The 26,294-nt window shown below is 38.8% G+C and carries 25 protein-coding genes and 1 tRNA gene; 18 read left to right on the plus strand and 8 right to left on the minus strand.

Annotation, left to right across the window (positions count from 1 at the left end):
• Positions 1 to 17: 17 nt before the first annotated feature.
• The 3 genes from pth2 to RE474_RS10420 all read right to left on the minus strand — a co-directional run bounded on the left by pth2 (position 18) and on the right by RE474_RS10420 (position 2,044).
• Positions 18 to 365 carry a peptidyl-tRNA hydrolase Pth2 gene (pth2, locus tag RE474_RS10410; protein WP_091709897.1) on the minus strand — a complete coding sequence of 116 codons (348 nt, stop codon included), beginning with the start codon at positions 363 to 365 and terminating at the stop codon, positions 18 to 20.
• Position 366: 1 nt separating this feature from the next.
• Positions 367 to 1,290 (minus strand): tetrahydromethanopterin:alpha-L-glutamate ligase, encoded by a 924-nt coding sequence (mptN, locus tag RE474_RS10415; protein ID WP_309310306.1) that lies wholly within the window; start codon positions 1,288 to 1,290, stop codon positions 367 to 369.
• Between the two features lie 73 nt (positions 1,291 to 1,363).
• Positions 1,364 to 2,044, minus strand: a complete 681-nt coding sequence (locus tag RE474_RS10420) for a DUF434 domain-containing protein (RefSeq protein ID WP_309310307.1) — start codon at positions 2,042 to 2,044, stop codon at positions 1,364 to 1,366.
• A gap of 164 nt (positions 2,045 to 2,208) precedes the next feature.
• On the opposite strand from RE474_RS10420, the gene RE474_RS10425 reads away from it, so the two are divergent.
• The 3 genes from RE474_RS10425 to RE474_RS10435 all read left to right on the plus strand — a co-directional run bounded on the left by RE474_RS10425 (position 2,209) and on the right by RE474_RS10435 (position 5,296).
• The gene (locus RE474_RS10425; RefSeq protein ID WP_309310309.1) at positions 2,209 to 3,864 is read left to right on the plus strand and encodes a DUF835 domain-containing protein; all 1,656 of its coding nucleotides are present in this window, start codon (positions 2,209 to 2,211) and stop codon (positions 3,862 to 3,864) included.
• A gap of 206 nt (positions 3,865 to 4,070) precedes the next feature.
• Positions 4,071 to 4,769, plus strand: coding sequence for an RAD55 family ATPase (locus RE474_RS10430; protein WP_309310310.1), 699 nt, complete (start codon positions 4,071 to 4,073; stop codon positions 4,767 to 4,769).
• A 107-nt stretch (positions 4,770 to 4,876) separates the two neighbouring features.
• Complete coding sequence (locus tag RE474_RS10435; protein WP_309310311.1) at positions 4,877 to 5,296, plus strand: hypothetical protein; 420 nt, start codon at positions 4,877 to 4,879, stop codon at positions 5,294 to 5,296.
• Between the two features lie 32 nt (positions 5,297 to 5,328).
• On the opposite strand, the gene ftsA is transcribed toward RE474_RS10435, so the two are convergent.
• Positions 5,329 to 6,684, minus strand: coding sequence for a coenzyme F390 synthetase (gene ftsA, locus RE474_RS10440; protein ID WP_309310312.1), 1,356 nt, complete (start codon positions 6,682 to 6,684; stop codon positions 5,329 to 5,331).
• 12 nt (positions 6,685 to 6,696) lie between these two features.
• Complete coding sequence (locus tag RE474_RS10445; protein WP_309310313.1) at positions 6,697 to 8,820, minus strand: thioredoxin domain-containing protein; 2,124 nt, start codon at positions 8,818 to 8,820, stop codon at positions 6,697 to 6,699.
• 269 nt (positions 8,821 to 9,089) lie between these two features.
• Between RE474_RS10445 and RE474_RS10450 the strand changes: the two genes are divergently transcribed.
• The 7 genes from RE474_RS10450 to RE474_RS10480 all read left to right on the plus strand — a co-directional run bounded on the left by RE474_RS10450 (position 9,090) and on the right by RE474_RS10480 (position 14,526).
• Positions 9,090 to 9,800 carry a PKD domain-containing protein gene (locus tag RE474_RS10450; RefSeq protein WP_309310314.1) on the plus strand — a complete coding sequence of 237 codons (711 nt, stop codon included), beginning with the start codon at positions 9,090 to 9,092 and terminating at the stop codon, positions 9,798 to 9,800.
• A 280-nt stretch (positions 9,801 to 10,080) separates the two neighbouring features.
• Positions 10,081 to 10,779: a 7-cyano-7-deazaguanine synthase QueC gene (gene queC / locus RE474_RS10455; RefSeq protein ID WP_309312243.1), complete on the plus strand. Its 699-nt coding sequence runs from the start codon at positions 10,081 to 10,083 to the stop codon at positions 10,777 to 10,779.
• 22 nt (positions 10,780 to 10,801) lie between these two features.
• A complete protein-coding gene (locus RE474_RS10460) occupies positions 10,802 to 11,359 on the plus strand; it encodes a DUF366 family protein (protein WP_309310315.1) in 558 nt (185 codons plus the stop codon).
• Positions 11,356 to 12,075 (plus strand): 7-carboxy-7-deazaguanine synthase QueE, encoded by a 720-nt coding sequence (locus RE474_RS10465; RefSeq protein ID WP_438861577.1) that lies wholly within the window; start codon positions 11,356 to 11,358, stop codon positions 12,073 to 12,075. Before RE474_RS10460 ends, RE474_RS10465 begins: the two co-directional genes overlap by 4 nt.
• On the plus strand, positions 12,075 to 12,422 hold the full coding sequence (gene queD, locus RE474_RS10470; RefSeq protein WP_309310316.1) for a 6-carboxytetrahydropterin synthase QueD: 348 nt from the start codon (positions 12,075 to 12,077) through the stop codon (positions 12,420 to 12,422). Before RE474_RS10465 ends, queD begins: the two co-directional genes overlap by 1 nt.
• 124 nt (positions 12,423 to 12,546) lie before the next feature.
• A complete protein-coding gene (gene nifB, locus RE474_RS10475; RefSeq protein ID WP_309310317.1) occupies positions 12,547 to 13,479 on the plus strand; it encodes a nitrogenase cofactor biosynthesis protein NifB in 933 nt (310 codons plus the stop codon).
• A gap of 75 nt (positions 13,480 to 13,554) precedes the next feature.
• Positions 13,555 to 14,526, plus strand: a complete 972-nt coding sequence (locus RE474_RS10480; RefSeq protein WP_309310318.1) for a methanogenesis marker 2 protein — start codon at positions 13,555 to 13,557, stop codon at positions 14,524 to 14,526.
• Positions 14,527 to 14,628: 102 nt separating this feature from the next.
• On the opposite strand, the gene RE474_RS10485 is transcribed toward RE474_RS10480, so the two are convergent.
• Positions 14,629 to 14,925: a hypothetical protein gene (locus RE474_RS10485; RefSeq protein WP_309310319.1), complete on the minus strand. Its 297-nt coding sequence runs from the start codon at positions 14,923 to 14,925 to the stop codon at positions 14,629 to 14,631.
• Positions 14,926 to 15,096: 171 nt separating this feature from the next.
• On the opposite strand from RE474_RS10485, the gene RE474_RS10490 reads away from it, so the two are divergent.
• The 5 genes from RE474_RS10490 (at position 15,097) to RE474_RS10510 (ending at position 18,504) form a co-directional block, all read left to right on the plus strand.
• Positions 15,097 to 15,792 carry a radical SAM protein gene (locus RE474_RS10490; RefSeq protein ID WP_309310320.1) on the plus strand — a complete coding sequence of 232 codons (696 nt, stop codon included), beginning with the start codon at positions 15,097 to 15,099 and terminating at the stop codon, positions 15,790 to 15,792.
• A 143-nt stretch (positions 15,793 to 15,935) separates the two neighbouring features.
• Positions 15,936 to 16,247, plus strand: a complete 312-nt coding sequence (locus RE474_RS10495) for a DUF5611 family protein (protein ID WP_309310321.1) — start codon at positions 15,936 to 15,938, stop codon at positions 16,245 to 16,247.
• Between the two features lie 33 nt (positions 16,248 to 16,280).
• Entirely contained in the window at positions 16,281 to 16,787 is a 507-nt protein-coding gene (locus RE474_RS10500; RefSeq protein ID WP_309310322.1) for a chorismate--pyruvate lyase family protein, read from the plus strand.
• Between the two features lie 75 nt (positions 16,788 to 16,862).
• Positions 16,863 to 16,934 (plus strand) — tRNA-Thr (locus RE474_RS10505).
• 643 nt (positions 16,935 to 17,577) lie between these two features.
• Positions 17,578 to 18,504 (plus strand): acyltransferase family protein, encoded by a 927-nt coding sequence (locus RE474_RS10510; protein ID WP_309310323.1) that lies wholly within the window; start codon positions 17,578 to 17,580, stop codon positions 18,502 to 18,504.
• Positions 18,505 to 19,174: 670 nt separating this feature from the next.
• On the opposite strand, the gene RE474_RS10515 is transcribed toward RE474_RS10510, so the two are convergent.
• Positions 19,175 to 21,652, minus strand: a complete 2,478-nt coding sequence (locus tag RE474_RS10515; RefSeq protein ID WP_309310324.1) for a Cache 3/Cache 2 fusion domain-containing protein — start codon at positions 21,650 to 21,652, stop codon at positions 19,175 to 19,177.
• A gap of 897 nt (positions 21,653 to 22,549) precedes the next feature.
• On the opposite strand from RE474_RS10515, the gene RE474_RS10520 reads away from it, so the two are divergent.
• Complete coding sequence (locus tag RE474_RS10520; protein WP_309310325.1) at positions 22,550 to 22,768, plus strand: hypothetical protein; 219 nt, start codon at positions 22,550 to 22,552, stop codon at positions 22,766 to 22,768.
• A gap of 39 nt (positions 22,769 to 22,807) precedes the next feature.
• Here RE474_RS10520 and RE474_RS10525 read toward each other — a convergent pair whose 3' ends face one another.
• Positions 22,808 to 23,185: a hypothetical protein gene (locus tag RE474_RS10525; RefSeq protein ID WP_309310326.1), complete on the minus strand. Its 378-nt coding sequence runs from the start codon at positions 23,183 to 23,185 to the stop codon at positions 22,808 to 22,810.
• Positions 23,186 to 23,310: 125 nt separating this feature from the next.
• Here RE474_RS10525 and RE474_RS10530 point away from each other — a divergent pair, with 125 nt between their 5' ends.
• Positions 23,311 to 25,632 (plus strand): MA0829/MM1976 family S-layer protein, encoded by a 2,322-nt coding sequence (locus RE474_RS10530; RefSeq protein WP_309310327.1) that lies wholly within the window; start codon positions 23,311 to 23,313, stop codon positions 25,630 to 25,632.
• Between the two features lie 333 nt (positions 25,633 to 25,965).
• The gene (locus tag RE474_RS10535) at positions 25,966 to 26,262 is read left to right on the plus strand and encodes a DUF5658 family protein (protein ID WP_309310328.1); all 297 of its coding nucleotides are present in this window, start codon (positions 25,966 to 25,968) and stop codon (positions 26,260 to 26,262) included.
• Positions 26,263 to 26,294 lie beyond the last annotated feature (32 nt).

Here is a 26,294-nt window from a genome sequence, read left to right on the forward strand (position 1 = left end):
TCCCACTAATTCAGGACTCAGACAAGTTTCAGATTTCCTGTTACTTTATCGATATCATCGGTTTTTGCAGGTCCGATGCCCAGTACTGTAACAGTTCCGGGAGCAATTTCTGTAAGTCCTGCGTCCTGTATAAGTGCAGTTGGAAGTCCCTGTCTTCTTGCAACCTCTTTCAGCTCAAAGAGGTCTTTTAGTGTTGGAACCCTGAGGACAACTTTTTTCTGTCCACCTTCTTTCCATTTGTCAAGGGTTGAGCGGTCAGCCCACTCTGAAGCAGAGACTGCTGCATGTGCAACCTGTACGGCAAGCTTGCCCTTTGATAGTTTAAGGTCGTCTCTGATAACAATGCATTGTTTATATTCAGTCATTTTAAAGCCCCGTTTTTTCCAGCCTGCTATCTATAGCAGTTATGATGTGTTCTGCAACATTGATATTCAGGGATTTATAGATACCTGCCCCGGAAGGAGTTGCATTGACTTCCAGGACAAAACATCTTTTGTCACTTTCTATAATGTCCACTCCTGCATACATCGCTCCGATAGTTTCCGCAGCATCTATACACATTCTTTCCTGCTCTGCCGTAAGTTCACATGCTGCTGGTGTGCCTCCCTGGCTCAGGTTGTTCAGCCACCATCCTTCAGGTGCTTTCCGGTAAATTGCACCTATAACTTTGCCGTCAACAACAAATGCACGAATATCCTGTCCTGAGTTTTCTATGAATTCCTGTATATAAAGCATTCCTTTTTCATCAAGGATTCGATTAACAATGTCTTCTGCATTTGTTTTTTCTTCAGTTCCATCTGGTGCAAGGACAATTCCATTTTTGATACGGTTGATACCTATACCTTTGTATCCGAAAACAGGCTTTATGACAGCATCCTCTAGTTTGTCAATTATCTCAAGGGCTTTTTCGGTTTCCTGGCTTACAAAAGTCTCAGGTGTCGGAATTCCTGCACCTGCCAACAGACAGCTTGCATAGAACTTGTTAGCAGCATTCTGTATGGCTGCCGGTGGATTTACTATAAGTACGCCACTTTGTTCAAGTTCTCTCAGTACATCAAAGCGGAATATATGAGCATCATTCTTTCCCGGCCCCATATCCCTGATAATGACAGCATCCAGTTCTGAAAGACAGATATCGCCTGCTCTGTGGATTATAGTTCTTCCAATGGATGTTTCAATCTGTCCAAGATCAGGATAATATGTTTCAAATCCTCTTTTTTCCGCTTCCTGCATGAGTGCCTGAGCAGTCCAGTCATGCGGATCAGTTACAACAATTCCCAGTTTTTTCATATTCTTTCCACGCTTTCTAAGTGTCTATGAACTATTAGAACTGTTGCTTGCAAGTTTCTCTGCAAATTCATCCTTACTGATCCAAACCTGCTGCAATACATCCTGGAATATCTATTACATTTTTTACAGTATCGATAATTACTCCATCTGCAGTGGCTACAACATAATCAGATGAACTGTTCTTCAGATCGAAATCCACATGTTTTGATGTCCTTGCATCACCTGATATTGCGAGTTCTTCCATGCGTTTCCTTATTAACGCTGCAAGTTCACCGCTGTTTTTCATTTGCGTGTCCAGTAATATTTCAGCACTTGCAACATCTGATGTCTTTATGAGATCCAGCATATTCTCAACAGCCTGGTAAGTAGTATTTCCATTTGAATGATTCTTGAACACTCCTTTTATATCACGGAGGAATGAGTCATCACCTATCCATACTTCTTCAGCATCAAGCAAACTCTCCAGTGTGATAAGTACGTTATACCCGTCGACAAGCAGTTTTCTGTCTTTCAGGTCATGGGTACCAAGTTTCTTTTTCTGACGTGAAATTGCTGTTGAACAGGAAAATACTGTACGTGCCAGTATGTATCTTTCATTTTTATCCAGTCCGTAATGATCCCCTGCAAAGCGGATGGCACTGTCCCTGCGATAACCTCTTTCGAGTAAGTAGCGTATATCTTCCGCAGCTTTTGTTCTCTGTTCATCTTCATTCTTAATATTCTGGATTTTTATAACATATCTGCTTTCTGGCATCAGGTATCAGCTATTATTTAACACTGATTTTTTCTTTAAACTAGTTAACGTCTAATTATATTCGGGTTTTATTTAAATACTTTAAATATATACTGCTTTGTGACTTTGAGACATGTTTCTCTTACTCAAAATATAATTGTGAATTGGCTTTGTGAGTGACCTGGATGGATGAGCATAAAAAGGGAAAAGTGCTGATAGTTGACGACGAATCAATGAATGTCAAGCTATTGGATGCTTATCTCATGCATGAATATGAGATAATATCGGCCTATGGTGGTGTGGAGGCACTGGAAAAAGTGGAGGCACATAACCCCGATATAATTCTCCTTGACCTCATGATGCCGGATATCACTGGTTATGAGGTCTGTAAAATTCTGAAAGGTTCTGAAAAGACCCGTTTTATTCCTATTATCATGGTCACAGCACTATCTAGCCTTGAAGACCGTATAAAAGGTATTAATGCCGGTGCAGATGATTTCCTTACAAAACCTTTAGACCGTCTGGAGATTAAGACCAGGGTCGGTTCACTTCTCAGGATCAAAAAGTTGCATGATGAACTGATATCCGAAAGGGACCAGGCACAGAACTATCTGGACCTTGCAGGGGTAATGCTCTTTGTTCTCGATGAGAATGGTATTGTTAAAGTCATTAACAGGAAAGGATGCGAAATACTGGGTTACCGGGAAGATGAGATCCTTGGGAATGACTGGTTCGAGAGTTACGTTCCTGAACTTTTCAGGGAAAATGCCAGAATAGGATTTGAGAAGCTGCGTTCTACCCAGACTGAAAGTACAGGTTATTTTGAGGTTCCTTTCCTTAACAGTAATAAGCAGAAAAGGATAATGAGCTGGAACAATATTGTACTTCGTGATCCAGAAGGTGGCATAAACGGCCTGCTTGTTTCCGGGGAAGATATTACAGAAAGGATAGAAGCGGAATCCAAGATCAAAAGGGCCAATGAATATCTTGATAATCTTTTGAAGGCATCCCCGATTGCCATATTAGCCCTTGACAATAAAAAAAGAGTTGTTACTGCTAACAGAAATGCAGCAGATCTGTTAGGTTACGAGGTCAGTGAGATAATTGCAAGACCCATTAGGGAATTTGTAGATAATGCAGACTTGCTGGAATTTGCAGATAAAAATGACTTTGAAATGGTATTCTATACCAAACATGAAGAAAAAGTCCGTATGAACGTTTCAACATCCCTGCTTCCAGATGACGGTGGAAAAGAAGGTCTTGTGATTACACTTCAGGATCGTTCCAGACTCCGTGGTCTTTTTATTACCCCTCTTACCGAAGACATTGAAGAAGATTCTGATCAGGCAGACATCGAACTTGAAAGCGGATATATTTATCTTTCAGGTTCGGAGGACCCCGGCCAGAGCTACAATGCATTTTCCGAACTTGTTAAAAGCGGAAAGCCCGGACTTTGCATTACCAGAATGAACCCTGATAAGATAAGAAACACATATGGTATCGCAAAAACTCCTATTGTATGGCTGACCAAGAATAAAATCGCTGGTCAGCAGTCAATCGATTCCACGGAGCTTTTCAGAATATATCCTACTATCGCGGATTTTGTCAATAAGGTTGAAGACGGTGTTGTTCTCATGGATGGTCTGGAGTATCTGGTACTTGACAATGATTTCCTTTCGGTGGTCAAACTGCTGGAACAGACCAATGATACAATTATGGCATCAAGTTCCCGAATGGTGCTTCAACTTGACCCTGATGTTCTTGAGAAAAAAGAATTCCATCTTCTAAAGAGATGGATGAGGCCCGTGGCGGGAGATGTTCCTCCTCAGGACAAGAATTAATAGAAATATATATCGTTCTTCTATAATTTAATAAAACGGATGGATATATCTATACTGTATGTCATAATTCTGGCAAATGCAGCGTTAAAAACAGTTAATATTTAGATTTGTTACTACTATTTTTATCACTATCATTAAAGATATATATTATTTTTACACTATTATCCTTTACTTCTTTTTGAAAAATAGAAAGAATGAGGGGTATTATGAGATTTGTGGATAGCATAGATGGTTTGAATGATGTCTTTGAGACAGATATACCCAAAAACAGTGTAGTGCTGGTCACCGGTGCGGCAGGTACACTTAAATCAGGTTTTACATTTCAGTTATTGTCCAATTACCTGGAAGAACAGGATGAGTATGGTCTGTACATAACATTTGAACAAAGCAAGGAAAACCATCTTCTGAACATGGAAAGCATGGGAATCGCGTTATCAAATAAGCTACATATATCTGATTTCAGTGATTATCGTGTAATGTATGATGATTTTTCAGATGATTTAATAAACATTCTCGAGGAGAATATTATTCAGTTCAAGGAACATATCGGCGAGAAATGCACATGTATAGCTGTTGATTCTCTGGGAGCTCTTTATTCTCTTCTTGATGCCGATTCCCATAACCTGAGAAAAAAGATGTACAAATTCCTTGAAACACTGAGGCGTGAGAAACTTACAACTTTCCTTATACTGGAAGAAGAAAACAGGTCTGATATGTCTAACCCTTCCACAGGTATGGAAGGTTATCTTGCAGATGGGATTATTGAACTCGGCCTGCACCTGAAGGGTAATGTTGCCAACAGGTACATGAGAGTAAGAAAAATGCGTGCTACGGCACACAGTATGGAACCCTGGATCCTTGCTGTATCCGAAAACGGACTAAAAGTGTACAAAGGCAATTTTTAATGCAAATTTTCTCTCCTAAAAATCTCAAATCCCCGAATCCGGCTTTAAGCTAAATATTTATATTTTTAAGCAAAAACATATGGTGACTATCAGAGGGGTTATTAGATATGTTTACAGGTTTCAACATGCTTTATGTGAATTTGCTTTTGCAGCTAACTGTAGTTATATTGCTCATTTTCGCAGTGATAAAAGCATACAGGGATTCTTATGACGAACACTGCAAGTTCATGACTATTGCTATTGCAGTACAGATATTGTCAGTACTTATATTCATGGCACCTTCAATGTACTCTTTGTCTGGCATAATAATGACAGGTTACTTTACTACCCTAATGTATCTTCATCACATATTGGGTCTGATTGTTATCGTGCTTTCGATATACATCAAACTGGCATTCAATGGAAAGATTCCCTCACCTGTTCCGCCACTGAAAATGATGAAGCCAACCCTGTTTCTCTGGGTGCTGACATTGCTGGGTGGATCCACTCTCTATCTTACTTTATGGAAAGGAATCACTATTATATGATTTTCATGTGTGTTGCATAGGACGAAGAACATTCATCTCCTGTCAACAACACGTTTTGGTCTGCCTTTAATGTGGTAGAATTCCAGTTCACCGGGTTTTACATAGTTGAAAAGAATGTTCAAGCTGCCATCAATGTAAGCGTTTTCAAGATTCATTTTGTAGGCAAAGAAAGATTTGAGGAAATTTTCCTTTATAAGTTCTTTGTTGCATCTCTCCGGTTCATTGCATTCCATACTTACCCTGAGTGTTGTTTCTCCTTCCTCATCTCCACCGTAAAGGAATGCTTCATACTCTCCTGTAAGGTACTCCATATTTTCTCTCTGGAAAACTCCTTTTTCGATGTCTACCCGGTTAAAAGGGGTTCCTGTTGTCCAGAATGTTTCTGCTTCCCTTTCAGGAGTCATTATTTTCATATGTGTTCTTCCACAGGCACATCCACCTCTGTCAACAACAACAGTTGTGTCCTCCGTATCATAATTGAGAAGTATGTTCCCACTTTTTGCTCCCACTGGCAGCAGAGTGGTAAGTACCAGTCTGCCGCATTCTCCATCCTTTACGAATTTGTCCATGCCGGGGTCGTAAACATCCAGGTGCACCAGGTCTTCAGGTACATGGAGACCATTGATTTCGCTGCATTCTCCACACATTGTTCCCTCTGTGCTTCCGTAATTGTTGTAAACATCACAGTTCCAGATCTCAGCAACATATTTTCTGGTCTCCTCTGCAAAGCTTTCTCCGCCAATGACAAGTCTTTCTATGCCGGATTCATCTGGCTTCATGCCGTTTTCTTCCATTCTTTTTGCAAGGCGTAAAAGCTTGAATGTACTGGCAACAATGGAAGTCGGTTTGTATGATTCCAGGACTCTGACAGGGAATGTGCATTTACCTTCAGGGATTATTGTCATTCCAAGGTCTCTGGCTGCAAGTGTCATGGTGTTTGCACCTACATTCATTCCATATGAAGCGCAAACAACAACACGGTCATGCTCTCTGAATCCCTGGGAAACAAAACATCTGGCATATTTTTCCGCGTATCTTTCCCAGTCATCCCATGTTAAAAAGAATGATTTGGGTGTACCACTGGTACCACTTGTTTCATGTATAGTGAAAACATCTTTCCAGTCCACAGTTTTGAATCCAAAATCATCTTTAACAGGTGGCTGATTTTCACGAATGGTTTTTCCTGATATAATGGGTAGCTCAAGAAGGTCTTCATGAGACTTGATGTCCGATGGCTTTATTTTATGTTCCCTGAACCATTTTTTGTAGAACAATGAGTTCTCAGCAGCATAATTTACAGTATATCTGATCCTTTCATCGATCAAAGAATCAAGCTCTGATCTTTCCATTGTCTCAATTTCCGGATTGTAGAACTTTCCTGTTGTCATGTCTATTACTCCTTAGATATGTGACAGTGCTTCTATCAGTTCCTTTATCTTTTCGATGTCATTGGAAGGAAGTTTGCAGTTATGATCCTGGCATAGATGAATGGTTGTTTTATTGTCTGACATCACCATGTCTTTGGTAAACGGTGCAATTTTGCTTATCCTGTCAGAACTATTAATATCTTTCAATACCACTACTTTTTCAGGAATAAATCTCTCATTGATGAAACTGACAATTTCTGTAGTATCGCTATCATTCTTTTCTCCGGCAATTACAATTTCTACAGAGCCGTTAAGTGCAAGGTCTACGGCTGACATGAACTGCGTATATCCTGCCGGTGCAGATTTGACTTTCTCTGCAAAAACCCTGAGAGTTCTGTCTGCCAGTTCTTCAAGTTCGGGATTACCTGTTATCTTTGCAAGTCGCAACAGGTTCATGGCTGATACCGAGTTACCGGATGGGATTGCACCATCATAAACTTCCTTGCTTCTGAATATCATTTCTTCCGCTTCATCAGATGTATGGAAGAACCCACCATTTTCATTGTCATGGAAATGTGCAATCAGGTAATCGTTCAGTTTCAGAGCATGTTCAAGGTACTTTATATCAAAAGTAGTCTGGTACAGTTCGATAAGTCCCCATATGAAGAAAGCATAATCTTCCAGGAAAGCATCAACTGCGACTTCACCATCACGGTACCTGTGCTTCATCTTTCCCTCATTATCAGTCATATTTTCCATGAAGAAGTTTGCAGTTTTCATAGCTGTCTTCATATGATCTTCATTATCAAATGCCTGTGCAGCTTTACAGAATGCAGCAATTGTCAGTCCGTTCCAGTCAGTGAGTATCTTATCATCCTTGGATGGATGTATTCTTTTTTCACGTTCTGCAAATAGTTTTTCCCTCGATTTCTCAATGGACTGGAGGATATAATCTCCATATTCTCCATTCCAGATGCGGATATTCTGCATGCTCTCAGTTGTGTGGAGAATATTCTTTCCTGTCAGATCATTGCTGTGTTCTTCTGCAAAGTTGCCCTCTTTTTTGACATTAAATATCTTCATGAAAATCTCAGCATGCTCTTTCCCCAGTATTTCTTCTATCTCTGCTGTTGTCCACACGTAGAATTTTCCTTCCACACCTTCACTATCTGCATCTTCTGCGGAATAGAATCCTCCTTCTGAAGATGTCATATCCCTTTCAAGATAGCTCAGTATCTCCTCTGCAGTGGTTTTGTATTCGAGGTTTGCAGTTGCCTGATATGCTTCAGTAAGGGTAATCACCATCATAGCTTGGTCATATAACATTTTCTCAAAATGAGGTAGTAACCAGTGCCTGTCTGTGGAATATCTATGGACTCCATGGCCTATGTGGTCATATATTCCTCCCATGCGCATTGCTTCCAGTGTTCTTTCAACCATTTCCAGAGCTACTGCATTACCGGTTCTTCTCCAGTACCTCAGGAGAAATGTCAGATTATGCACGGTGGGAAACTTGGGAGCTCTGCCAAAACCTGCATATTCTTCATCAAAAATACTATAAAGCTGGTCGAATGTCTTTCTGAGCAGTTCTTTATTGACTGGTCTTATGTTTTTGTTCTCTTCTCTGTTTTTCTCTGAAACTGCATTTATTATGGATTCAGCACTGTCAAGAAGTTCATGCCTTTTAGTTTTCCAGAGCAGGGATATAGCAGGTAACAGCTCAATCATTCCTGGTACGCCGTATCTGCTTTCTCTGGGAATGTAGGTGGCAGCATAGAATGGCTTCCGGTCAGGTGTCATAACGATTGTAAGTGGCCAGCCCCCTCTGCCGTTTATCGCCTGACAGACTGCCATGTATATATTATCTATATCAGGTCTTTCCTCACGGTCAACCTTTACAGAAATGAATGATTCGTTCAAAAGTTCTGCAACAGAATCGTTTTCAAAAGATTCTTTTTCCATTACATGGCACCAGTGACATGTAGAGTAACCAATGGACAGGAATATTGGCTTGTCTTCTCTCTTTGCTCTATTAAAAGCTTCATTTTCCCATGGAAACCAGTCAACCGGATTTTGTGAATGTTGTAGCAGATAGGGACTTTTTTCATCTTTCAGTCTGTTGTATTTATCATTATGATGCATGTTGTTATTATTCACTCTATTACTCCCAATAGTTATTTGTGTATAACGTATATGTACCCATATGACTAGAAGAACTGATCATGTATAAAACTCATTTATAATACTCATTTATGTTATGATTCTTTTTACTGATTATTTGCTCATGCTTTGTGTTTTAACTTTGAAAAAACCACATATGATTATGATTATGACTTTTGGCTGTGCACAAAAATTTATATAGAACTCTATCTTATTGATTTATTATAGTACGATTAATTTGAATAAGAAAAAAAGGTGGTATGATTATGGATAGACGGTTTTTTTTACCTGTTATAATTATGTTCTTGTCGGTTCTCTTGCTTGCAGGGCTGATCAATTTCCAGACAGGTTATGCCCAGGAAGTCCCTGATGAGACCCCTGCTCCTGTTATCGGAGACAAGGAAACTGTCGTTCAGGACAGTCCAAAAACAAATGTTCAGGACTCTGAACCAATAAATGACGGTGCTTCTAAAGAGGTAGCTCCTGCTTCAACTCCTACGTTATTGGGTATGGGTGGCGGTGGTGGAACTACTGACGATGATGATAAAGATGGAGGCAGTGTGGTTGTCAGTTCTGTTAAGCTGTCTGCAGCTATCGGTGCTAATGTCACATCAGGTTGTGCACCGCTATCAGTTCAGTTCACTGATAATTCTACAGGTACTATAGATAAGGTATATTGGGATTTTGATGATAATGGTGCAAATTCAAGTGAAGCTGATCCTGCATATACTTTTGTAAATCCGGGAATCTATGTTGTGAACTTAACAGTTTCTCGTGATTACGATGGAGTTTATTCTGATAGTGCAACTCTCACTATAACTGTAGATGATTGTGCAGAAGAAGAAGGTGACAGTGAAGAGGAAGGAGGTTCTGAAGAGAAAACTCCTGTAACACAGGAAGTTCCTGAATTCCCAACCATTGCAATCCCAATGATAGCAATCATTGGTATGGCTTTCATCTTCAGCAGAAGACAATAAACTAACATCTGATTAAAACCGTTATCTTACGGTTTTAACTATTTTTTTATTTATTTTATTTCTGTTTACTGTGGTTTTTAACGGTATTACAGCATCATTCTTTTGGATGTATTTCAAACACAACGTCTCTGGAAGCAGTTTTTTGCGCTATTTTGTTTATTGCTGTTAATGTTTTGTTTCTTTGCAGCGATGGTTATTTATATATTAGTATTCTTTAGACAATCTCTCAGTATTATCCGAGTATTACTCATTGTCAAATACTCTCTTAGGAGGAATCCCTATTACTGCAATTGCTTTGTTAAGTAGCGGTCTTGATTCAGTGACTTCCGTTGCGGCAGTCCTCGAAAAGACTGATGTAAAAATGGCCCTTATATTCAATTACGGGCAGCGTGCTGTTAAGCGTGAGATACAGAATTCCATAAAAGTATGCGAACACTTTGGATTAGATTATCGTGTTCTCGATATTACCTGGATGCAGGAGATTACCAATACATCACTTGTGAACACGAATACTGACGTTCCAAAGCTCAGTATGGATGAGATATCCGAAGATGCTGACCCTTCTATAACAGTTGAATCTGCCAAAGCTGTCTGGGTTCCAAACAGGAACGGTATTCTCATAAACATCGCTGCAGCATATGCTGAAAGTATGGACTGTGAGTATGTTATTGTAGGTTTCAACAAAGAGGAAGCTGTCACATTCCCTGATAATTCCCCGGAATTTATCACTGCAATTGATGATTCACTTTCATATTCAACACAGAATGGTGTTAAAGTGCTTGCGCCGCTCATTGGAATGAACAAGAAAGAGATAGTTGCAAGGGCTATTGAGCTGAAAGCTCCGCTTGAATATAGCTGGAGCTGCTACCATGGTGCTGATGCTCCATGTGGTGAATGTGAAAGTTGCACCAGAAGAAGAAGAGCTTTTGAAGCTGCAGGTGCCAAAGACCCTCTGCTTGTAAGGCTTGGTAAACAATAGTTTTTATTCCGTGGTGTTACGAATGGAATGCTTAATTCTTGATGAAAAAACGGACTATGATGGAAGCCAGATTTCATCTCTCTGGGCTTACAATCTTGCAGACATCCAGGAAGATTCTATCATAGCTTTCAGAGGGGGATGTGACGTAAAGATCGAGCACATGATCGACCTTGAGGATAAGAAACAGGGAGACATGATATTCTCCACTGACATGGTTCATTTTATCATAGAGCACTTTGATTCGACCGATCTGAAACTTGTATATGCAAGACAACGCCTGTTCACTGCAATAGTCAAAGAGATACTTTCCGAGTATCGCAGTGACATAGTAAGGCAGGGTGATGATCTTTTTGTAGATGACAAAAAGCTAACAGTGTCTATTGCAAGCACATCAGCGGTTTCACAGAAGATACATTTTGGAATCAATGTTGTCCATGATTTCTATGGAAGTTTTGAAGACCTTGGACTTGGAAGCAATGATGTTGCAGGTGTAATGGAAAAAATCGCAAAACAATATTACAATGAATTCATCGATATTGAGAAAGATCTCAGGAAATCCAGACCACTGGATGTGATATGATGCAGACTTCTCTCAGTGAAGTGTTCTGTTCAGTACAGGGTGAAGGTCCATATGTAGGATGCAGGCAGGCTTTTGTCCGTTTTACCGGATGCAACCTGAAATGCAATTATTGCGATACTCCTGTTGAAACTACAAAGGTTTGCAAGTTTGAAGCTGTACCCGGGTCGGATGAGTTCCAGGAACTTGAAAATCCGTTGAGTTCTGAAAAGGTCAGTGAGATAATCAATTCGTATTCTGGTTTACACTCTGTATCATTGACTGGTGGAGAGCCACTAATGAATGCAGATTTTATTAATTTGCTCGAAACTGAAGCTCCGCTGTATCTGGAGTCAAATATGACACTTCCACGCATGGCTAAAAAAGTGAAGGACAAGGTATCCTATGTTTCCGGTGATGTGAAGCTGCTACCTCCAGAATTGCTTGAGGATCCTGAACTTCATCTTGAAAGTACAATTGAGTGCTTCAGGACGCTTAAAGTAACTAAAGACAGGGATTGTTTCTGTAAGATCGTTGTAACAAAGGATACGCCTGAAGACGATATTGAAGGTGTTGTAGGAGCTATCTCCGGATATATCTCCTGTCTGATACTGCAACCTGTGACACAGAAATCTATGCAGCCGAAACCAGGATTTTTGCTGAAATTACAGGAATCATTCCTTAATGAAATTGATACACGAATAATACCTCAGACACATAAGATGTGGGGTTGTTTATAATGAAGAAAATGAGACTTGGAATTGTTGATTATATTGATAGTGCCCACTATTTGCCAGGGCACGAGACATGTGGCATAGTTCACGGACACACTTACAAAACAGAAATTGTAATTGAAGGTGAAAAGAAAGAAACCGGCATGGTCATGGACTTCTATGAGATAAAGAAAGTTATAAAGGAAGTTCTCAAGGAGTACGACCATGTGCTTCTCAATGACATAATGGAATTCCCAAGTGTTGAGAATCTGTGTGAGCATGTGCATGCAAATCTTTCTTCAAGACTTGATTTCCCACTTTCAGTCAGGATGTGGGAAGGCAATGGTAAGTGGTGTGAGGTAAGTACTTATTAAAAAACAGCGGGAGTACTTTTGTTAATCGAATTTTATCATAAGTTTATACAAAAGTATATCTACTAGTTTCCCTTAAATTGAGCCGTGTTTATTGGAGCTGCTCAGAACCATAGGAGCTATAAAAATGGAAAATGAGAAAGACGTTTGCGAAATAGAAGTTTCCAAGGATGAAGATGTCAAGAGGATGATAGCACAACATCCTTGTTATTCCAAAGAGGCCCAGCACAAGTTTGGCCGTATTCACCTTGCAGTAGCTCCGAAATGCAATATTCAGTGTAATTATTGTGATCGTAAGTTTGACTGCGTGAATGAAAGTAGGCCGGGTGTTACCAGTGAAGTTTTGAGTCCTCAGGCTGCACTTGAGAAAACAAAGCAGGTACTGGAAGCTTATCCATTCATCAAGGTTGTCGGTGTTGCAGGTCCTGGAGACCCACTGGCTAACGATGAGACCTTTGAGGCGCTGGAACTCATCAAGAAAGAGTTCCCGGATGTAACACTCTGTCTCAGTACTAATGGTCTGATTCTTCCAGAGAGGCTGCCTGATCTCCTAAGGGTTGGAGTAACCACACTTACAGTGACCATGAATGCAATCGATCCTGAGATCGAAGCACAGCTCATAGGTCATATTTCCTACAAGGGTAAGATCTACAGAGGTCTTGAAGCTGCTGAGATCATGGTGAAGAATCAGCTTGAAGGTATCAAGATGGCTGTGGAAGCAGGTCTTGTTGTCAAGATCAATACGGTTCTTGTACCGGGTATTAACGATGAGCATATTGTTGAGCTTGCCCAGAAGATCAATGAACTTGGTGTCTTCATAATGAATGTGATGCCACTTATCACTCAGGCTAAGTTTGCTGACAGGACAGCACCAACACCAGCAGAGTGTAAGGCTATTCAGGACAGGTGTGCACCCTATGTCCAGCAGATGAGACACTGCCGCCAGTGCAGGTCCGATGCATACGGTCTTATCGGACAGGACATGTCACAGATGAGTGAAGAACGCAGGAACGTTATTAAGCTTGATATGAAAAAGAAGGGTTCATGTGGAAAGGAGTAAGTCCTTTTCACTGAAACCTTTTCATATTATTTCGTCGTTTTATCCTATTAATTCTACTAATTGCAGGTGTTTTTTTTGAATATCGAAGAGCTTGCGGCAAATTTAAGGAACTTTGAAGGCGTTACCAGAAAAAAACCGATAGCAGATATCGTAAGCATATTTGAGACTGTTCGCTCAGAGTATGGCGAGGTCATAGATGATTTTGGTGATGATGCAGCGATCATCGATATTGGCACCGATGATGTAATTCTGTTTGCAGCCGATGCCATATGGGGCAGGATTGTCAACAAGAGTCCATGGTGGACAGGCTATACTTCTGTTGTTGTCAATGTGAACGATATTTCCGCAATGGGGGGACGTCCTCTTGCAATGGTCAATGTGATGGCTTCAAGTGACCTTGAATCCACAGAAGAGATCATGAAAGGAATCCGCGATGGTATCAGTAAGTTCGGAGTTCCAATGGTTGGCGGTCATATGCACCCTGACACTCCATACAACTCACTTGCAGTTGCCATAATCGGAATTGCAAAGAAGGACTCCGTTATCAGAAGTGATAGTGCAAAGCCCGGAGATGTTGTAATAGTTGCCTATGATATGGATGGTCGTGTAGGAAAGAACTCACCATATAGCTGGGATACCACATCTTTTAAGGATGCTGATGTTGTTCGTGAGCGTTTCATGGTCATGCAGGAGATTGGAGAAAAGAAGCTGGTAACTGCCGGAAAAGACATAAGCAATCCGGGAACAATCGGCACTCTCGGTATGCTCTGTGAGGTCAGCAGGGTTGGTGCTTCAGTTGATCTTAGCAAGATTCCATGCCCTGAAGGTCTTGATTTTGAGCAGTGGCTTAAGATATATCCTGCAACCGGTTATGTTGTCACTGCAAAGGCCGAGCACGCTGATGAGTGTGTTGAGATTTTTGAGAATGCAGGTATAAAGGCTGCTGTAATCGGTGAGATCAATGACAGCCAGGTAATTGATGTTTATAATGACAGCGGCAAAGCTGTTGTCTTTGATTTCAAGGAAAGCGGAATTACAGGAATATAAATTGACAGCAAAATGCTGTCTTTTCCCTGACTTTTATTTTTGAATCTAAGTTTGCGATAAGAAAATGATAACAATTGCGGATCAATAATGAGAGCACTTTACTTAACTCTCGATCCATGCCTGGAGTTCTTCATGCAGGAACTTCTCAGCAGCCTGTACTACTTCCAATTTTCCTCTGAGAGCAATTAGTTCCCTTTCATCAGTATCCACAATTTGTACATTTATCTTCCTTTCAACAGGTTCGAGGTCGAACTCTTCTACGAGGTCATAGATAATGTATGAAGGAGTTCCAGGTGGTATGATAAGGTCATAGAGGTCTGTAAGATCCTGTTCTTCCGGTTTGTTTTCCTTCTTTGTTTTTGATCTTTCAAGATCTTCAAGAGTAAGTTTCCTTGTCAATGTGATCACCGTCTTTCTGCTTTGATGGTGTGATACACATAAATAGTAATCGCTATGTCTGTTTCAGGGCAAATGCCGAATTTATGGGGTCTAACTATTAATACTGTTAGTTATAAAAATGTAGATAGTTATGATCATTTTAAAATTGATATTGAGTGAAGGAGTGTATGAATGAGATTAATTGATTTATCCGATGCAAAAGGACAGATAAGGGTTGAGTTTGGAGGATGCAATATGAAGTGTCCTTATTGCGTTCATATACATCAGCCTGTAAAAGAATGGACTCTGGATGAAGTATTGGATTATGCCAGTAAGTCCACAACAGATAACGTATACCTTGGAGGTGCAGAACCAACCCTTCAGAAAGATTTGCTTCCTCTAATAGAGGGATTGCATGATATGGGAAAACAGGTCATCCTGAAATCCAATGGTATGAAGCCCGATGTACTTGAAAAAGCCCTTCCATTTGTTTATGGTTTTGTACTTGAGATCAAAGCACCGGGAGATGATGTAAAGGCAGTGATGGAAGTTACAGGGATGTCTGAGGAGAGGACACAGAAATACCTGAAACTCCTGAGTGAATCCATGGCTATTGCAAAAAAGAAATGGCTCAGGATATGGATACGAGTGATTCCTGAATATGTTAATGCTGAAAACATGCCTCGCATATTGCCAGATCTTGAGGGCGCTTCAGAAGTTATGCTCTACCAGTTCATGAGCAATCCTGATTTTGACCTTCCTTTCATGGGTCATGATACGCCGACCCCTTTGTGGAGTGAGTTAAAAGAACTTGGAAACATGGTTCTTGAAAAAGTCTCTCAGGTGAGGCTTGTAGGAGACAGGGGAAAACTGGTGCTGACAAAATAGAAGTAGAATTGAAGAGTTGAGAGGATTTTTCGGAATCCTTTTAAACTAATTTTTATATTATTTTATTGTGTCTCAGGTTGCTTTTTATAAATGCAAACCGGTACATTTATTCGTTTAAACAATGTTATATAGGGTTGATTGAAATGCAGGAATACAAGTTAAAGCGTGGTTATAAACCTGAGATGGATAGGATTTACGAGTGTCTTACAGAGAGCTTTCCAAGTGACATAAAGGAAGAAGATGGGAAGTATGTAACTTCTTATGGTGTTCTTTCCAAAATTACGGTGTGGATAGAAAATAAGAAACTGGCTGTTGATACTGAGTCTGACACTTCCATGACAGATGATGAGCTTATTCTTGATTCTAACAAGCGTTTCAGGGATTTCCTTTACGCAGCTACAGGTTATACTGCTAAGGAACGTCTGAAGCAGGCAAAGAAGGAAGTTTCCAATTAATTTTCTTCTTTTTTAGCTCCCGGAGTCATTAGTATGGACTTTCTCGAAAAACTGAAGAGCTTTGATATTCCAACCTGTCTAAGGGTCTGTGCAGGAACGGATGGTTCGGTTACTTTCCTGCTGGAGATTATGACCAAGCATCCTACTGCTGTTGTTACAGAGTATCAGCACATTATTCCTGCGGATGAGCAAATGGCTGAACTGTTTGATGTGAGCGTGGGTGCGGATATCAATGAACGTGTGGTAACTCTTACTGCAGGTGATGTGCCATATGTGTTCGCCCGTTCCCTATCGGCCATTGAAAAGATGCCTGAAGGTGTACGTGCTGATATGATGAAGGCTGATATTCCGATAGGCAGGATTCTTCGCGACCACGATATTGAGACTCGCAGGGATTTTGAAAACATTGAGATTATTGAAGATGAGCCTCTGTTCGGAGCGCAAAAACTGCTTTCACGTTCCTATCGTATTGTCCATCACAGCGGCGTGTTGATGTGGATCAATGAGAAATTTCCTGTTGACGCACGCTGGTGCTTATAAATAACTGCTCTTCCAACCGAAAGCTTATTAATTGATTCTGTATATTAGGGGAGAGCACCCCCATATTCTGTTCGTGCCTCGGTGGCTTAGGGGTATAGCGCGTCCTTGGTAAGGACGAGGCCGTGGGTTCAAATCCCACCCGAGGCTTGAAATCTCGGGGTTAAAAGCCCCATATTATTTTTATTACATCCGTAAAGTAATATTTTTGAGCTTTGCCTAGCTTGGCCAAAGGCGATGGGCTTAGGACTCATTCTCGTAGGAGTTCGAATCTCGTCCCATGCATTTTATTTTTTGAATCTATGTAACGCCGAATTTCAATATAAGATATATTTATATATATACTATTTGTATTATTGATTGGAAATTACAAAAAGACTGTTTAAATATCTATATACAATATGGATTAAATATAATTTGACAAATCAATATTTCTCACCTAAGTTCTTTTCTTTAGTTCTTTTTTAAAGATGAAGTGGAATACAATTCTGATTATGTGTTCCTTAATAATCAATATCTATAGCTGAAACTTGTATAGAATCTATTAAAAGTTGCATCTCTTCTACAATCAATTTACCAATTGTTGTTAGTTCAAAGATGTCAGCATAGCGAAATACAAGATACTGCTCTTTTAAGATGTTAATTTGAAGAAGTAGTGATTATCTTGTTGTATTCAGTGGCTTGAACATTTGTATACTACTAAATAACCCCTAATATATTGGATTCAAATAACAATATTTATATATTTTTTTACTATATTTTGTTGTATAGCTACGGGAGTACTTTGAAACATATGAACAGTAATAAATTAGTTGAAATTGATATTTTAAAAAGCGTTGGAATCTTCTTTGTAATTTATGTGCATTTGCCCGTGTTTTTTTCGGATATACAAACAGTACCGTATGCACAATCTGCAATCCCATTGGGGCTTTCATGTTTCTTTTTTACATCCTCCTACACACTATCAAAATATAATAATTTCTCAGATGATAATAAAATAGAAACGTTCTTAATTAAACGTGCTAAACGAATATATCCTCTTTATTGGACTGCTATTATATCATATATCATCATATTTGGATTTTTAAAAATCAAGGCAGACACTAACAACTTAAGTACAATAGGTATTACCGATTACATAGCTATCATGATGGGTGCTCATGAACTTAGTTTAGACTTTCCACCAGTGCCTTATTTGTGGTATATAGGAGCCATACTATTTTTCTATGTTCTATATGTACTCATTATAAAATATGCTAACTCTGAATTTGATATTTTAAGAAATTCGCTATTGATCTTCTTGAGTATGCATTTAATTTCTTTCCCCTCTAGTATTTATATGTACTATCCTGTTTTTATTGCAGGGATATTTGCAGGCAGAGCGCGTGCTTTATCAAAATTCAACCCCTATACATCGAAAATCCCTACTGAGGTAACTAATGTATTCAGTTATATTGCATATTCATCTTATGCGGTGTATCTGTTTCATGGCCCTATTCTTTCAATCATGGAGACTATAAACTCCTATTTTGGACTATCTGGATATATTGGACTCCTTTATCTTCTCTGTGTTGATGTGCCTATTATGTTCCTTGGGTGTTATTGCATCCAACAAGTAGCAGACGGTAAATTGGACATTAAAAACTTAAACAGCTGGAAGTTCGGCTATGTAGAATACCTATCGAAATCACTATCGATTTCGGAAATATGGAAAAAATAATCTCTATTAAGGACAACATATAACATTTTATTGATTAGTATAATCACTTGAATTTAGAGGATTTCTACAGAGCCGGAAGTTAGTTCATTTATCACATTGACACTACATGCATAGCAGATATACCCTTTTTAGTTCATGTTCTTCTGTCAGATTGAGTGCTTCATCTCATCATTTCTCAATCTTTACAGATTAATATTGTAGGAAAATTCTCTATAAGTATATCTATTTTTACTCAGTATTTCAATCTTCAATGCTTATTTTTCCGAACAAAAACACCAGCATTAACTCATTAATTGCTCCACACAACAGAAAAAGGAGTAAAGTAACAATTATCCTTAGGATAAGGCCATTTTGGCGGTTTCCGTCCTCGATGCCCACGTGCTACTGCGGGCGGAGCACCGCCTTGCATTGGTATTTGACACACTGTCGTCCTGTGCTCCGGTTGGTGCTCGGACCACAGTGCTTTAAGGTGGCTGGTGCACCGATGCTCACAGGCTCGCATCCGTGCAATATTATAATCTAAAAATGCGATGCTTTTTTTTGTAGTACGTTCAAACGCCACTTGGACTTATTGAGGCGTTGGAAACGCAGTTTGGAGTTGACGCTCAGGCGCCGCTTAGGCTGTAATCTGGATACCCTCCCACGATGGGGTTTATACAGAGCCGTTATTCTATGAATTGTGATTAATTGCTTCTTGAATAATCGGTATTGTAAATGTGAATTTACTTCCCTTGCCAACTTCACTTTCAACATGGATCTTTCCTGAATGCATCTCGATGTAATATTTCGCAATAGAAAGTCCTAATCCCGTTCCGCCGTGAGTGCGGTTTGAAAATGAACTAACCTGTTTGAATGGATCAAATATAGCTTGCTGCTTTCCCAGAGGAATACCAATACCGTTATCCCATACAGAGATCTGAACACTGTTGTTCATTATTTTAGAACTAACACAAACTTTTCCATTTTCAGGTGTGAATTTGACTGCATTGCTAAGAAGATTATATAGAATTTGTTTAAGCTTCAGTTTATCAGCATCTATTTCTAGCTCTTCAAATTCCTTATAAACTTCAAAATCAATGTTTTTATCTTTGAACAGAGGGTCCATTAATGTTGTGATCTCATCGATCGTTTCCTGTAAACCAATTGTCTCTGGTGTAAATTCCATATTACCTGATTCTATTTTTGAAATGTCAAGTATATCATTTATTAATTCTAGCAAATGTTTGCCGCTTTTCAGTATATTGCAGGCATAACTCATTTGTTTTTCATTCAGCTCACCGAACATCTTTTCTGTCAGAATCTGGGAAAATCCAATGACAGAATTAAGTGGCGTACGCAGTTCATGACTCATGTTCGCAATGAACTCTGATTTGATCTGATTTGATTCTTCTGCAATTGCCTTTGCCTGAAGAAGAGCTAATTCAGCCTTTTTACTCTCAGTTATATCCTGTATTGTGCCTATTACTACATTTCTTTCTTCAAAGTACTCTGCTACAGCATTGATGATACGATTCTCCTCGTTTTTTGATTTGGATATCTCAAATTGGATATCATAAGGTTCTTTTCTTTCAATAAGGTCATTCAATGCCTTGTCCATCATTGGACGATATTTTGACAATGGAATTTTTTGTATTCTTTTTATTGTCAGTTTTTCATCTATTCCAACTCCGTATATTCTTCTTGCTTCCTCTGAAGCGTCAACCATTCCAGAATTGAAATTGAACTCCCAGCTTCCAACATGTCCCACTTTTTGAGCCGTACGTAATTGCATTTCTTTCCTTCGCAATTCCATTTCTGCCTTTTTACGCTCAGTAATATCCCTGCATACGCAAAAAGCCACTTTCTGGCCGCCAATGTTTGCTACGTTCGAACTGACTTCGACATCCAGTAAAGTCCCATCCTTTCGACGGTGGCATGTCTCGAATGTTTGTCCGAATTCATCAATATTCTTTACAATCTCAATTATCTCTTCAGGTGTTGAAATGTATTCCCAGTCCCATACATGTAACTGGAGTACCTCATCTATGGAATATCCCAGCATATCCGCATATTTCTGATTAGCCTCAACTACTTCACCTTTGTCGTTAACAACAACAATTCCATCATTGGATTGTTCAAAGAGGATACGTCTCCTGATAGTTTCTTCTGTTACTTTTCCTTCGGCCACTTTCACAGCATCCAGTACCTGATTGAAACCCCTGGGTATCGCCTCTAAATCAATACCGACATCAACATTTGCTCTCTTGTCTAGATTTCCCTGAAGAGTAGCATTGGTTATGTCATCAAATTCAGTAACTATTTTTTGAATTCCATCAGAAATAGATTTGCTTAGAAGGAATGAAGCTAAAACACCAAGAATTACAAAGACTAAAACAGCCATTATTAAACTGTTTCTGATTGCCAGTAGAGGACCTGCAAACTCTTCGTAATAAGTAGTTGATATTATGTACCAATCATTAGGCTCATAGTACGTGTAACCTGCAATTTTTTCTCGACCTTCCCACTCATAAGCAATAATGCCTTCTTTGCTATTGATAATATCTTTTGTAAAGTCATACTCGTAGACATTCTCACCTTCCATACTGGGGTGAATAACAACATTTCCTTCAGAGTCCATTACATAGAGATACCCAGTCTCACCTACAACAATTTCACCTATATGCTCCCTTATCGTATTGATAAATGGATCTTCAAGAATACCAACATAAAGAATACCTATGATCTCACCAGCACCATTTCTGATAGGTTCGTATGCGGTCAAATACCAGGCATTGACCACCCATGCCCTTCCGTAGAACGTTTCACCTTTGTTGACAACTGTATCATACACTGGTTGTGACACTGTGGTACCAACTGCTCTTTCTCCCTCATCGTTGATAACATTAGTAGAGATTCTTACAGCTTCTCTATCCATTACCTGAAATACAGTAGCTGTCCCACCTACCATATTCTTGACATTATCTACAATCTCAAAATTATTGTTGACAACATAATTTTCCCCGAGTACCATCTGTCCATCAACAATTTCAGGATCTCCTTTTGAGTAGAAAACGGTCCTTGCAACTCCCAGATCGCTATTTACTTTGTCTTGTGCAAGGGAAAAAGTAGAATCAATGTAAATTTTTTCAAGGAACAATTGGTCATTCAAATACTCATCTAATTGAGACCAGGTACCAGCTTCTGTTTGGTCGTAAGCATAAAATCCAACAATTATTACGGGTAATATCGTTAATAACAAAGATACTATCAGTATTTTATGATAAATGCTTATCTTTTTTAAAATCATCTAGCATGCTCCAGATATATATGAAACAATTTCGCATGAATATACACACTAAATCGGCTGTTTCTATGTGCAATATGGGATGCATCTAATATTCCATACAATTGAAAACTGATTAAGTGCAAGATTTGAAAAAGGTATTGAACTAAGGGTACTAAATGCCTTTTTAGAACATTCAGGTTCATTGAAATGTTATTATTCAATCTATGTGATTTCAATTTATTTGAAAAACGTACAGTATAGTTAACAATAAGAGATGTTACCAATCTCAAGTCATTCCATATCTGTAAAGTATACCAATCAGGATGCATGCTCTTATATAGTTGTATCAATGAATAATATATAAATATACTTAATAGAATTAATGCCATTATATGTGAAATTATATTGTAGTGGGGTTAATTACAACTCTCGGTAAAATGCACAAACAATACTGCAAGCATGTGTCAGTATGACTTTGTATTTTTAGGCTTAGCAATCATCTCTCTATTTCTTTTATTTTTGTGTTGCTCAATGACCACTTAGATTATGTTATCAAAATTTACTTTATCTGGGGGAAGCGAAGTTATGGAGTTCAAAATCCTGAAGTTTGCAATTATTCATTGAAAGGTAATGGATAGAACTACTCTCTACAAAGTTAAGTATTATATTGTTTTTAGTTTCTTAATATGGGGTTTAGAATAGGGACAAATAGAAAAATCTAAAACTGAAGTAAATACCATATAAGGTCTGAAGTTAAATCTATTTCAAAGGTCGGATAAAATGACAGAAACAAAAATGATTCCTGTTCTGAACAAAGCATCAGAAGCGAACTATAAAGAGAATCCAGCATGTAGTACATGTGGAAAAGGTGGTTGCTGTAGTGGGTTTGGGATTACAGCAGGATCTGAGAAAGAGGTAGTATACAGAAACGTATTCCTGTACCTGTCCATGGGAGCAATTATCTTTGGAGCCACTTATCTGTCCATATTGTTTCACTGAGAAAACACTATCAGGAGCGTATTATGGAATAGATTCCTGTTAATGTTCCGACAATAAAACCACTATTCCTATTATAGAAATAATTCCTTCTCCTCTTATCATTAAGTATGCAGAGAGAATTAACAGGGCCAGCAGGAACAAAGTTTTCGAGAGATCTTTTATGGGTCCGTATTTTCGAACAATATTGCTCTTAACTTCCAGATTTTCTATTCTGTAACCCCTTATTGTCTCCACTATATCTGTAAACCCTTTGGGCATTTCCTTTAGAATGGTCAGATATTCATTAGCTTCAAACTGAATTCCTTCTACAGCTTTACCGGGAGAATATCGTTCCCTGAGAACTTTGCCAATAAGTTCATCAGCATCAGATATTATTATACTTTTTAGCTTGATTTTTTTATTATAAACCACTGCCAAGTTAAAAACTGCAATTCCAATGTTTATGACATATTTTCAGTATCATTAGTTCGAAACATATATTTCCTCTCAAAATAAATGTACTTTATAGTAGAATCCCTATCTTTTAACAGGTGGGGGATATAATGAAAATCAAACAAATCATACACATTTGTTTTGCAACACTCTTTATTTTTCAGGAACTGGTTTCAGGTGTGACAATAGCTGATGCCATAGAAGCCAAAGGACCGATATACAATGGTAATGATCTTACAGATATAATCGGTGACTCTTCATCGGATTTTATAGAAATGAACGTAAAGAATTTCCGGGGATTCTATTATGACGTTGACGGGGGAATTTCCACAGAATATCTCAGGATCTATGGTGGAAACTATGTCTCAGATAGGACTATTAACGAACAAGGTCTCGAATACACAAGTTCTATAATGTCCGCAGACTATGAATGCATAGCATGGGAAGCAGATTCCTATTATGTCATGGGTCTTTTTGGGGATGTATATGTTCCATTAAAAGCTGATACTTCACTCCAGCTTGCCAGATTAATAATGGATGATGGAAACAGATATACAATAATAGAAGGCCAATCATTCAAACTTGGTGAAGGGTATACGATTACACCAGGACAAATAGATGCAAAAATGGGCACAGTATATCTCGAACTTTCAAAAGATGGTAATTTTATCGATGCTGAAACCCTTGATATTTCAAACGGGGAAGCAACGTGGGTATACAAAATAAATGTTGCAACTAAAACTAATGCCGAAGTAATGAGAATACGTGTTACAGATGCATTTCAGGGTCAAGCTGGCAACCTTATGGTAGTAGAAGGCATCTGGTTGACTGACTTCAAAAATAGCATTGAGATTGTGACTGGTGATACTTATGGCGTATTTGAAGTAGAGAATCTGCCTGTGAATAGTTGTGACCTTATTCTGAAAAACAATGTTCCAATAACACTGAGCTCAGGCTCGGTACAGGAACTTATGGATGAACTTAGGTTTGTAGTAACAGACTCATCAGAATACTTAGAGTTTTACCTTACCAATGAACCTGTGGATATTTCAGTTTACAAGCCGGATTTGGTGATAGTATCTGCCAACAGATGGAGTTTAACAGAGAATGGAGAATATCTTTCTATATATTTAGACATTCTCAACCAGGGTTTCATTCCCTCAGATAGCACTTCAGTCCGCATTGAAATAATGGATCCTGAGTGGCCTGAAATTGAAGCTGAAACCGATGTTCCGGCTTTGGACTCCGGGGAGGATGTAACTGTAATAATTGAAGTATACATTCCTGAAGAACTGCATGGAACAACCCATAATTTTGCCATCGAAATCGATCCCGAGAATTACATCTCAGAGATGGATGAGAACAATAACCTAATAGAGACACCTGTTATCTATATTCCAGAGCTTCTTCCTGATCTGGTAATCACAGATGTCAGCTCTTATGTTACTGAAAATTATCTGGAGATTTATGTTGATATTGCAAATCATGGAACCGCATTTGCGGATTCATTTATTGTTTCTACAGTTTCATCAGAGACTTCTCACCAGTGGTCTTACTCGGAAAACGTAGTCGATGGTCTTTATCCCGGTGAAGATATTACTCTGGAAATTGTGCTGGAAATACCGGATGGCCTGCCTGGACAATCTAATATCGATATCATTGTTGATCCTGATAATACAATAAAAGAGCTTGATGAGAGCAACAATGCATGGTCACAGGAAATGATTGTGGATGAGAGTATCGGCAGGGCACCGATAGATGAATTCTCCGATGATCTCCTGGAACCAGAGACTCAACCAGAGTGGCACGATCTGGATATTTTATTGGGAATCATTCTTCCCATTGCAGTTATCGGTGGATTTTTAGTTCTCTACCCAAGGTTAGTAAAACTCAAATGGGAGGCAAAAGCAATTGAAAAATGTCTGGAAGATTGTCCTCCTGGTACAGAATATTGTCTTAAGGAAATATGCCTGAAGCCTGGTTCGTGTAAGATTACAAAACTTCATCTAAAAGCCTGCACATCTGAAGATTGCAAAAAGAAGACGATAGAAGGGGACATTATCTCTGATTTGAATCGGATTCGTACAGCATCCTATCAGAGTGAGAATCCAGATGTACTGCTACATGAAGTGGAAACTCTGGCTTCTAAAATCCTGGAAGTGATTATCTTATGGTTAACCGGAAAAGCCGAATCTTATGATGTTTCCATATCTGCAGATATTGATCTGGGTGAAGCGACTTGTAAATACACGCGGTATATCTGCAATCAGGATAGTAAGCCCGGTAAAAATAAGTCATGGGAAAAGACTGTAAAAGGCTGCAACCGTAGTATAGGTACTTTAAATGATTTTGATATTGAAAAGGCTAATATTTCTGAAAAATTGCAACAGGATTTTAGTCGAATGATGATGCAATTCATAGAGGGAGTTTAATTCATTAAAAAGGCAGTTAAGCTTTGCAGTTGAGTTTGCTGCTTTTATCCATTTTCAGAAACAAGAGTTGATTTTATTATTAGTTACTTATTCATCTTTTAATATTAATATTAATATTAATATTAAAAAATACTATATGTTTTATTCTCCACACTTTATGAAAAGATGTGGTAAGATTTATACCTCAAAACTACGAATATATTATTGCAATAACCAAATGTAACCTACGGTGTACAATATGGAATATGCAAAAAATAATGCATGTGAGCTTTATTTTTGTAAATCAGGTTTGAGAGATAGCAGTCTTTTTATAGATCCAGGGGTTGGTCCATTATGTCTTTCCTGAAAGACATGAAGGCAGTGTTGCTTCTCTATGTTTTGGGTGACACCTTTACTACTATTTATGCTTTAAAGACAGGTCATTTCTATGAGTTTAATCCTGTATTGTCTAATATTTTCCACACATATGGATTTACTTCACTTATTCTTTTGAAGATTGCTATTTTGCTTGTAATGTATCATGTCTACAAAAATGCTGACCGGTATTACTGGAACATAACACGATATTCTGTTGCTTTCATTGGCCTGCTTACAACATTGAGTAATACGCTAGCATTTTTTCATGGTTAAATAGTCTAAGTGCAAAATAAGTGATCACTACT

The sequence above is a fragment of the Methanolobus sediminis genome (genome assembly GCF_031312595.1).
Classification (GTDB): domain Archaea; phylum Halobacteriota; class Methanosarcinia; order Methanosarcinales; family Methanosarcinaceae; genus Methanolobus; species Methanolobus sediminis.

What these genes read in the sequence shown, in the direction of transcription:
- RE474_RS10500 (WP_309310322.1), top strand. Translation starts at nt 16,281, where the DNA reads ATGGACTTTCTCGAAAAACTGAAGAGCTTTGATATTCCAACCTGTCTA.
- mptN (WP_309310306.1), bottom strand. Translation starts at nt 1,290, where the DNA reads ATGAAAAAACTGGGAATTGTTGTAACTGATCCGCATGACTGGACTGCT.
- RE474_RS10535 (WP_309310328.1), top strand. Translation starts at nt 25,966, where the DNA reads ATGTCTTTCCTGAAAGACATGAAGGCAGTGTTGCTTCTCTATGTTTTG.
- RE474_RS10510 (WP_309310323.1), top strand. Translation starts at nt 17,578, where the DNA reads ATGAACAGTAATAAATTAGTTGAAATTGATATTTTAAAAAGCGTTGGA.
- RE474_RS10495 (WP_309310321.1), top strand. Translation starts at nt 15,936, where the DNA reads ATGCAGGAATACAAGTTAAAGCGTGGTTATAAACCTGAGATGGATAGG.
- RE474_RS10460 (WP_309310315.1), top strand. Translation starts at nt 10,802, where the DNA reads ATGGAATGCTTAATTCTTGATGAAAAAACGGACTATGATGGAAGCCAG.
- ftsA (WP_309310312.1), bottom strand. Translation starts at nt 6,684, where the DNA reads ATGACAACAGGAAAGTTCTACAATCCGGAAATTGAGACAATGGAAAGA.
- RE474_RS10465 (WP_438861577.1), top strand. Translation starts at nt 11,356, where the DNA reads ATGATGCAGACTTCTCTCAGTGAAGTGTTCTGTTCAGTACAGGGTGAA.
- pth2 (WP_091709897.1), bottom strand. Translation starts at nt 365, where the DNA reads ATGACTGAATATAAACAATGCATTGTTATCAGAGACGACCTTAAACTA.
- RE474_RS10520 (WP_309310325.1), top strand. Translation starts at nt 22,550, where the DNA reads ATGACAGAAACAAAAATGATTCCTGTTCTGAACAAAGCATCAGAAGCG.
- RE474_RS10450 (WP_309310314.1), top strand. Translation starts at nt 9,090, where the DNA reads ATGGATAGACGGTTTTTTTTACCTGTTATAATTATGTTCTTGTCGGTT.
- queD (WP_309310316.1), top strand. Translation starts at nt 12,075, where the DNA reads ATGAAGAAAATGAGACTTGGAATTGTTGATTATATTGATAGTGCCCAC.
- nifB (WP_309310317.1), top strand. Translation starts at nt 12,547, where the DNA reads ATGGAAAATGAGAAAGACGTTTGCGAAATAGAAGTTTCCAAGGATGAA.
- RE474_RS10430 (WP_309310310.1), top strand. Translation starts at nt 4,071, where the DNA reads ATGAGATTTGTGGATAGCATAGATGGTTTGAATGATGTCTTTGAGACA.
- RE474_RS10530 (WP_309310327.1), top strand. Translation starts at nt 23,311, where the DNA reads ATGAAAATCAAACAAATCATACACATTTGTTTTGCAACACTCTTTATT.
- RE474_RS10425 (WP_309310309.1), top strand. Translation starts at nt 2,209, where the DNA reads ATGGATGAGCATAAAAAGGGAAAAGTGCTGATAGTTGACGACGAATCA.
- RE474_RS10435 (WP_309310311.1), top strand. Translation starts at nt 4,877, where the DNA reads ATGTTTACAGGTTTCAACATGCTTTATGTGAATTTGCTTTTGCAGCTA.
- RE474_RS10490 (WP_309310320.1), top strand. Translation starts at nt 15,097, where the DNA reads ATGAGATTAATTGATTTATCCGATGCAAAAGGACAGATAAGGGTTGAG.
- RE474_RS10420 (WP_309310307.1), bottom strand. Translation starts at nt 2,044, where the DNA reads ATGCCAGAAAGCAGATATGTTATAAAAATCCAGAATATTAAGAATGAA.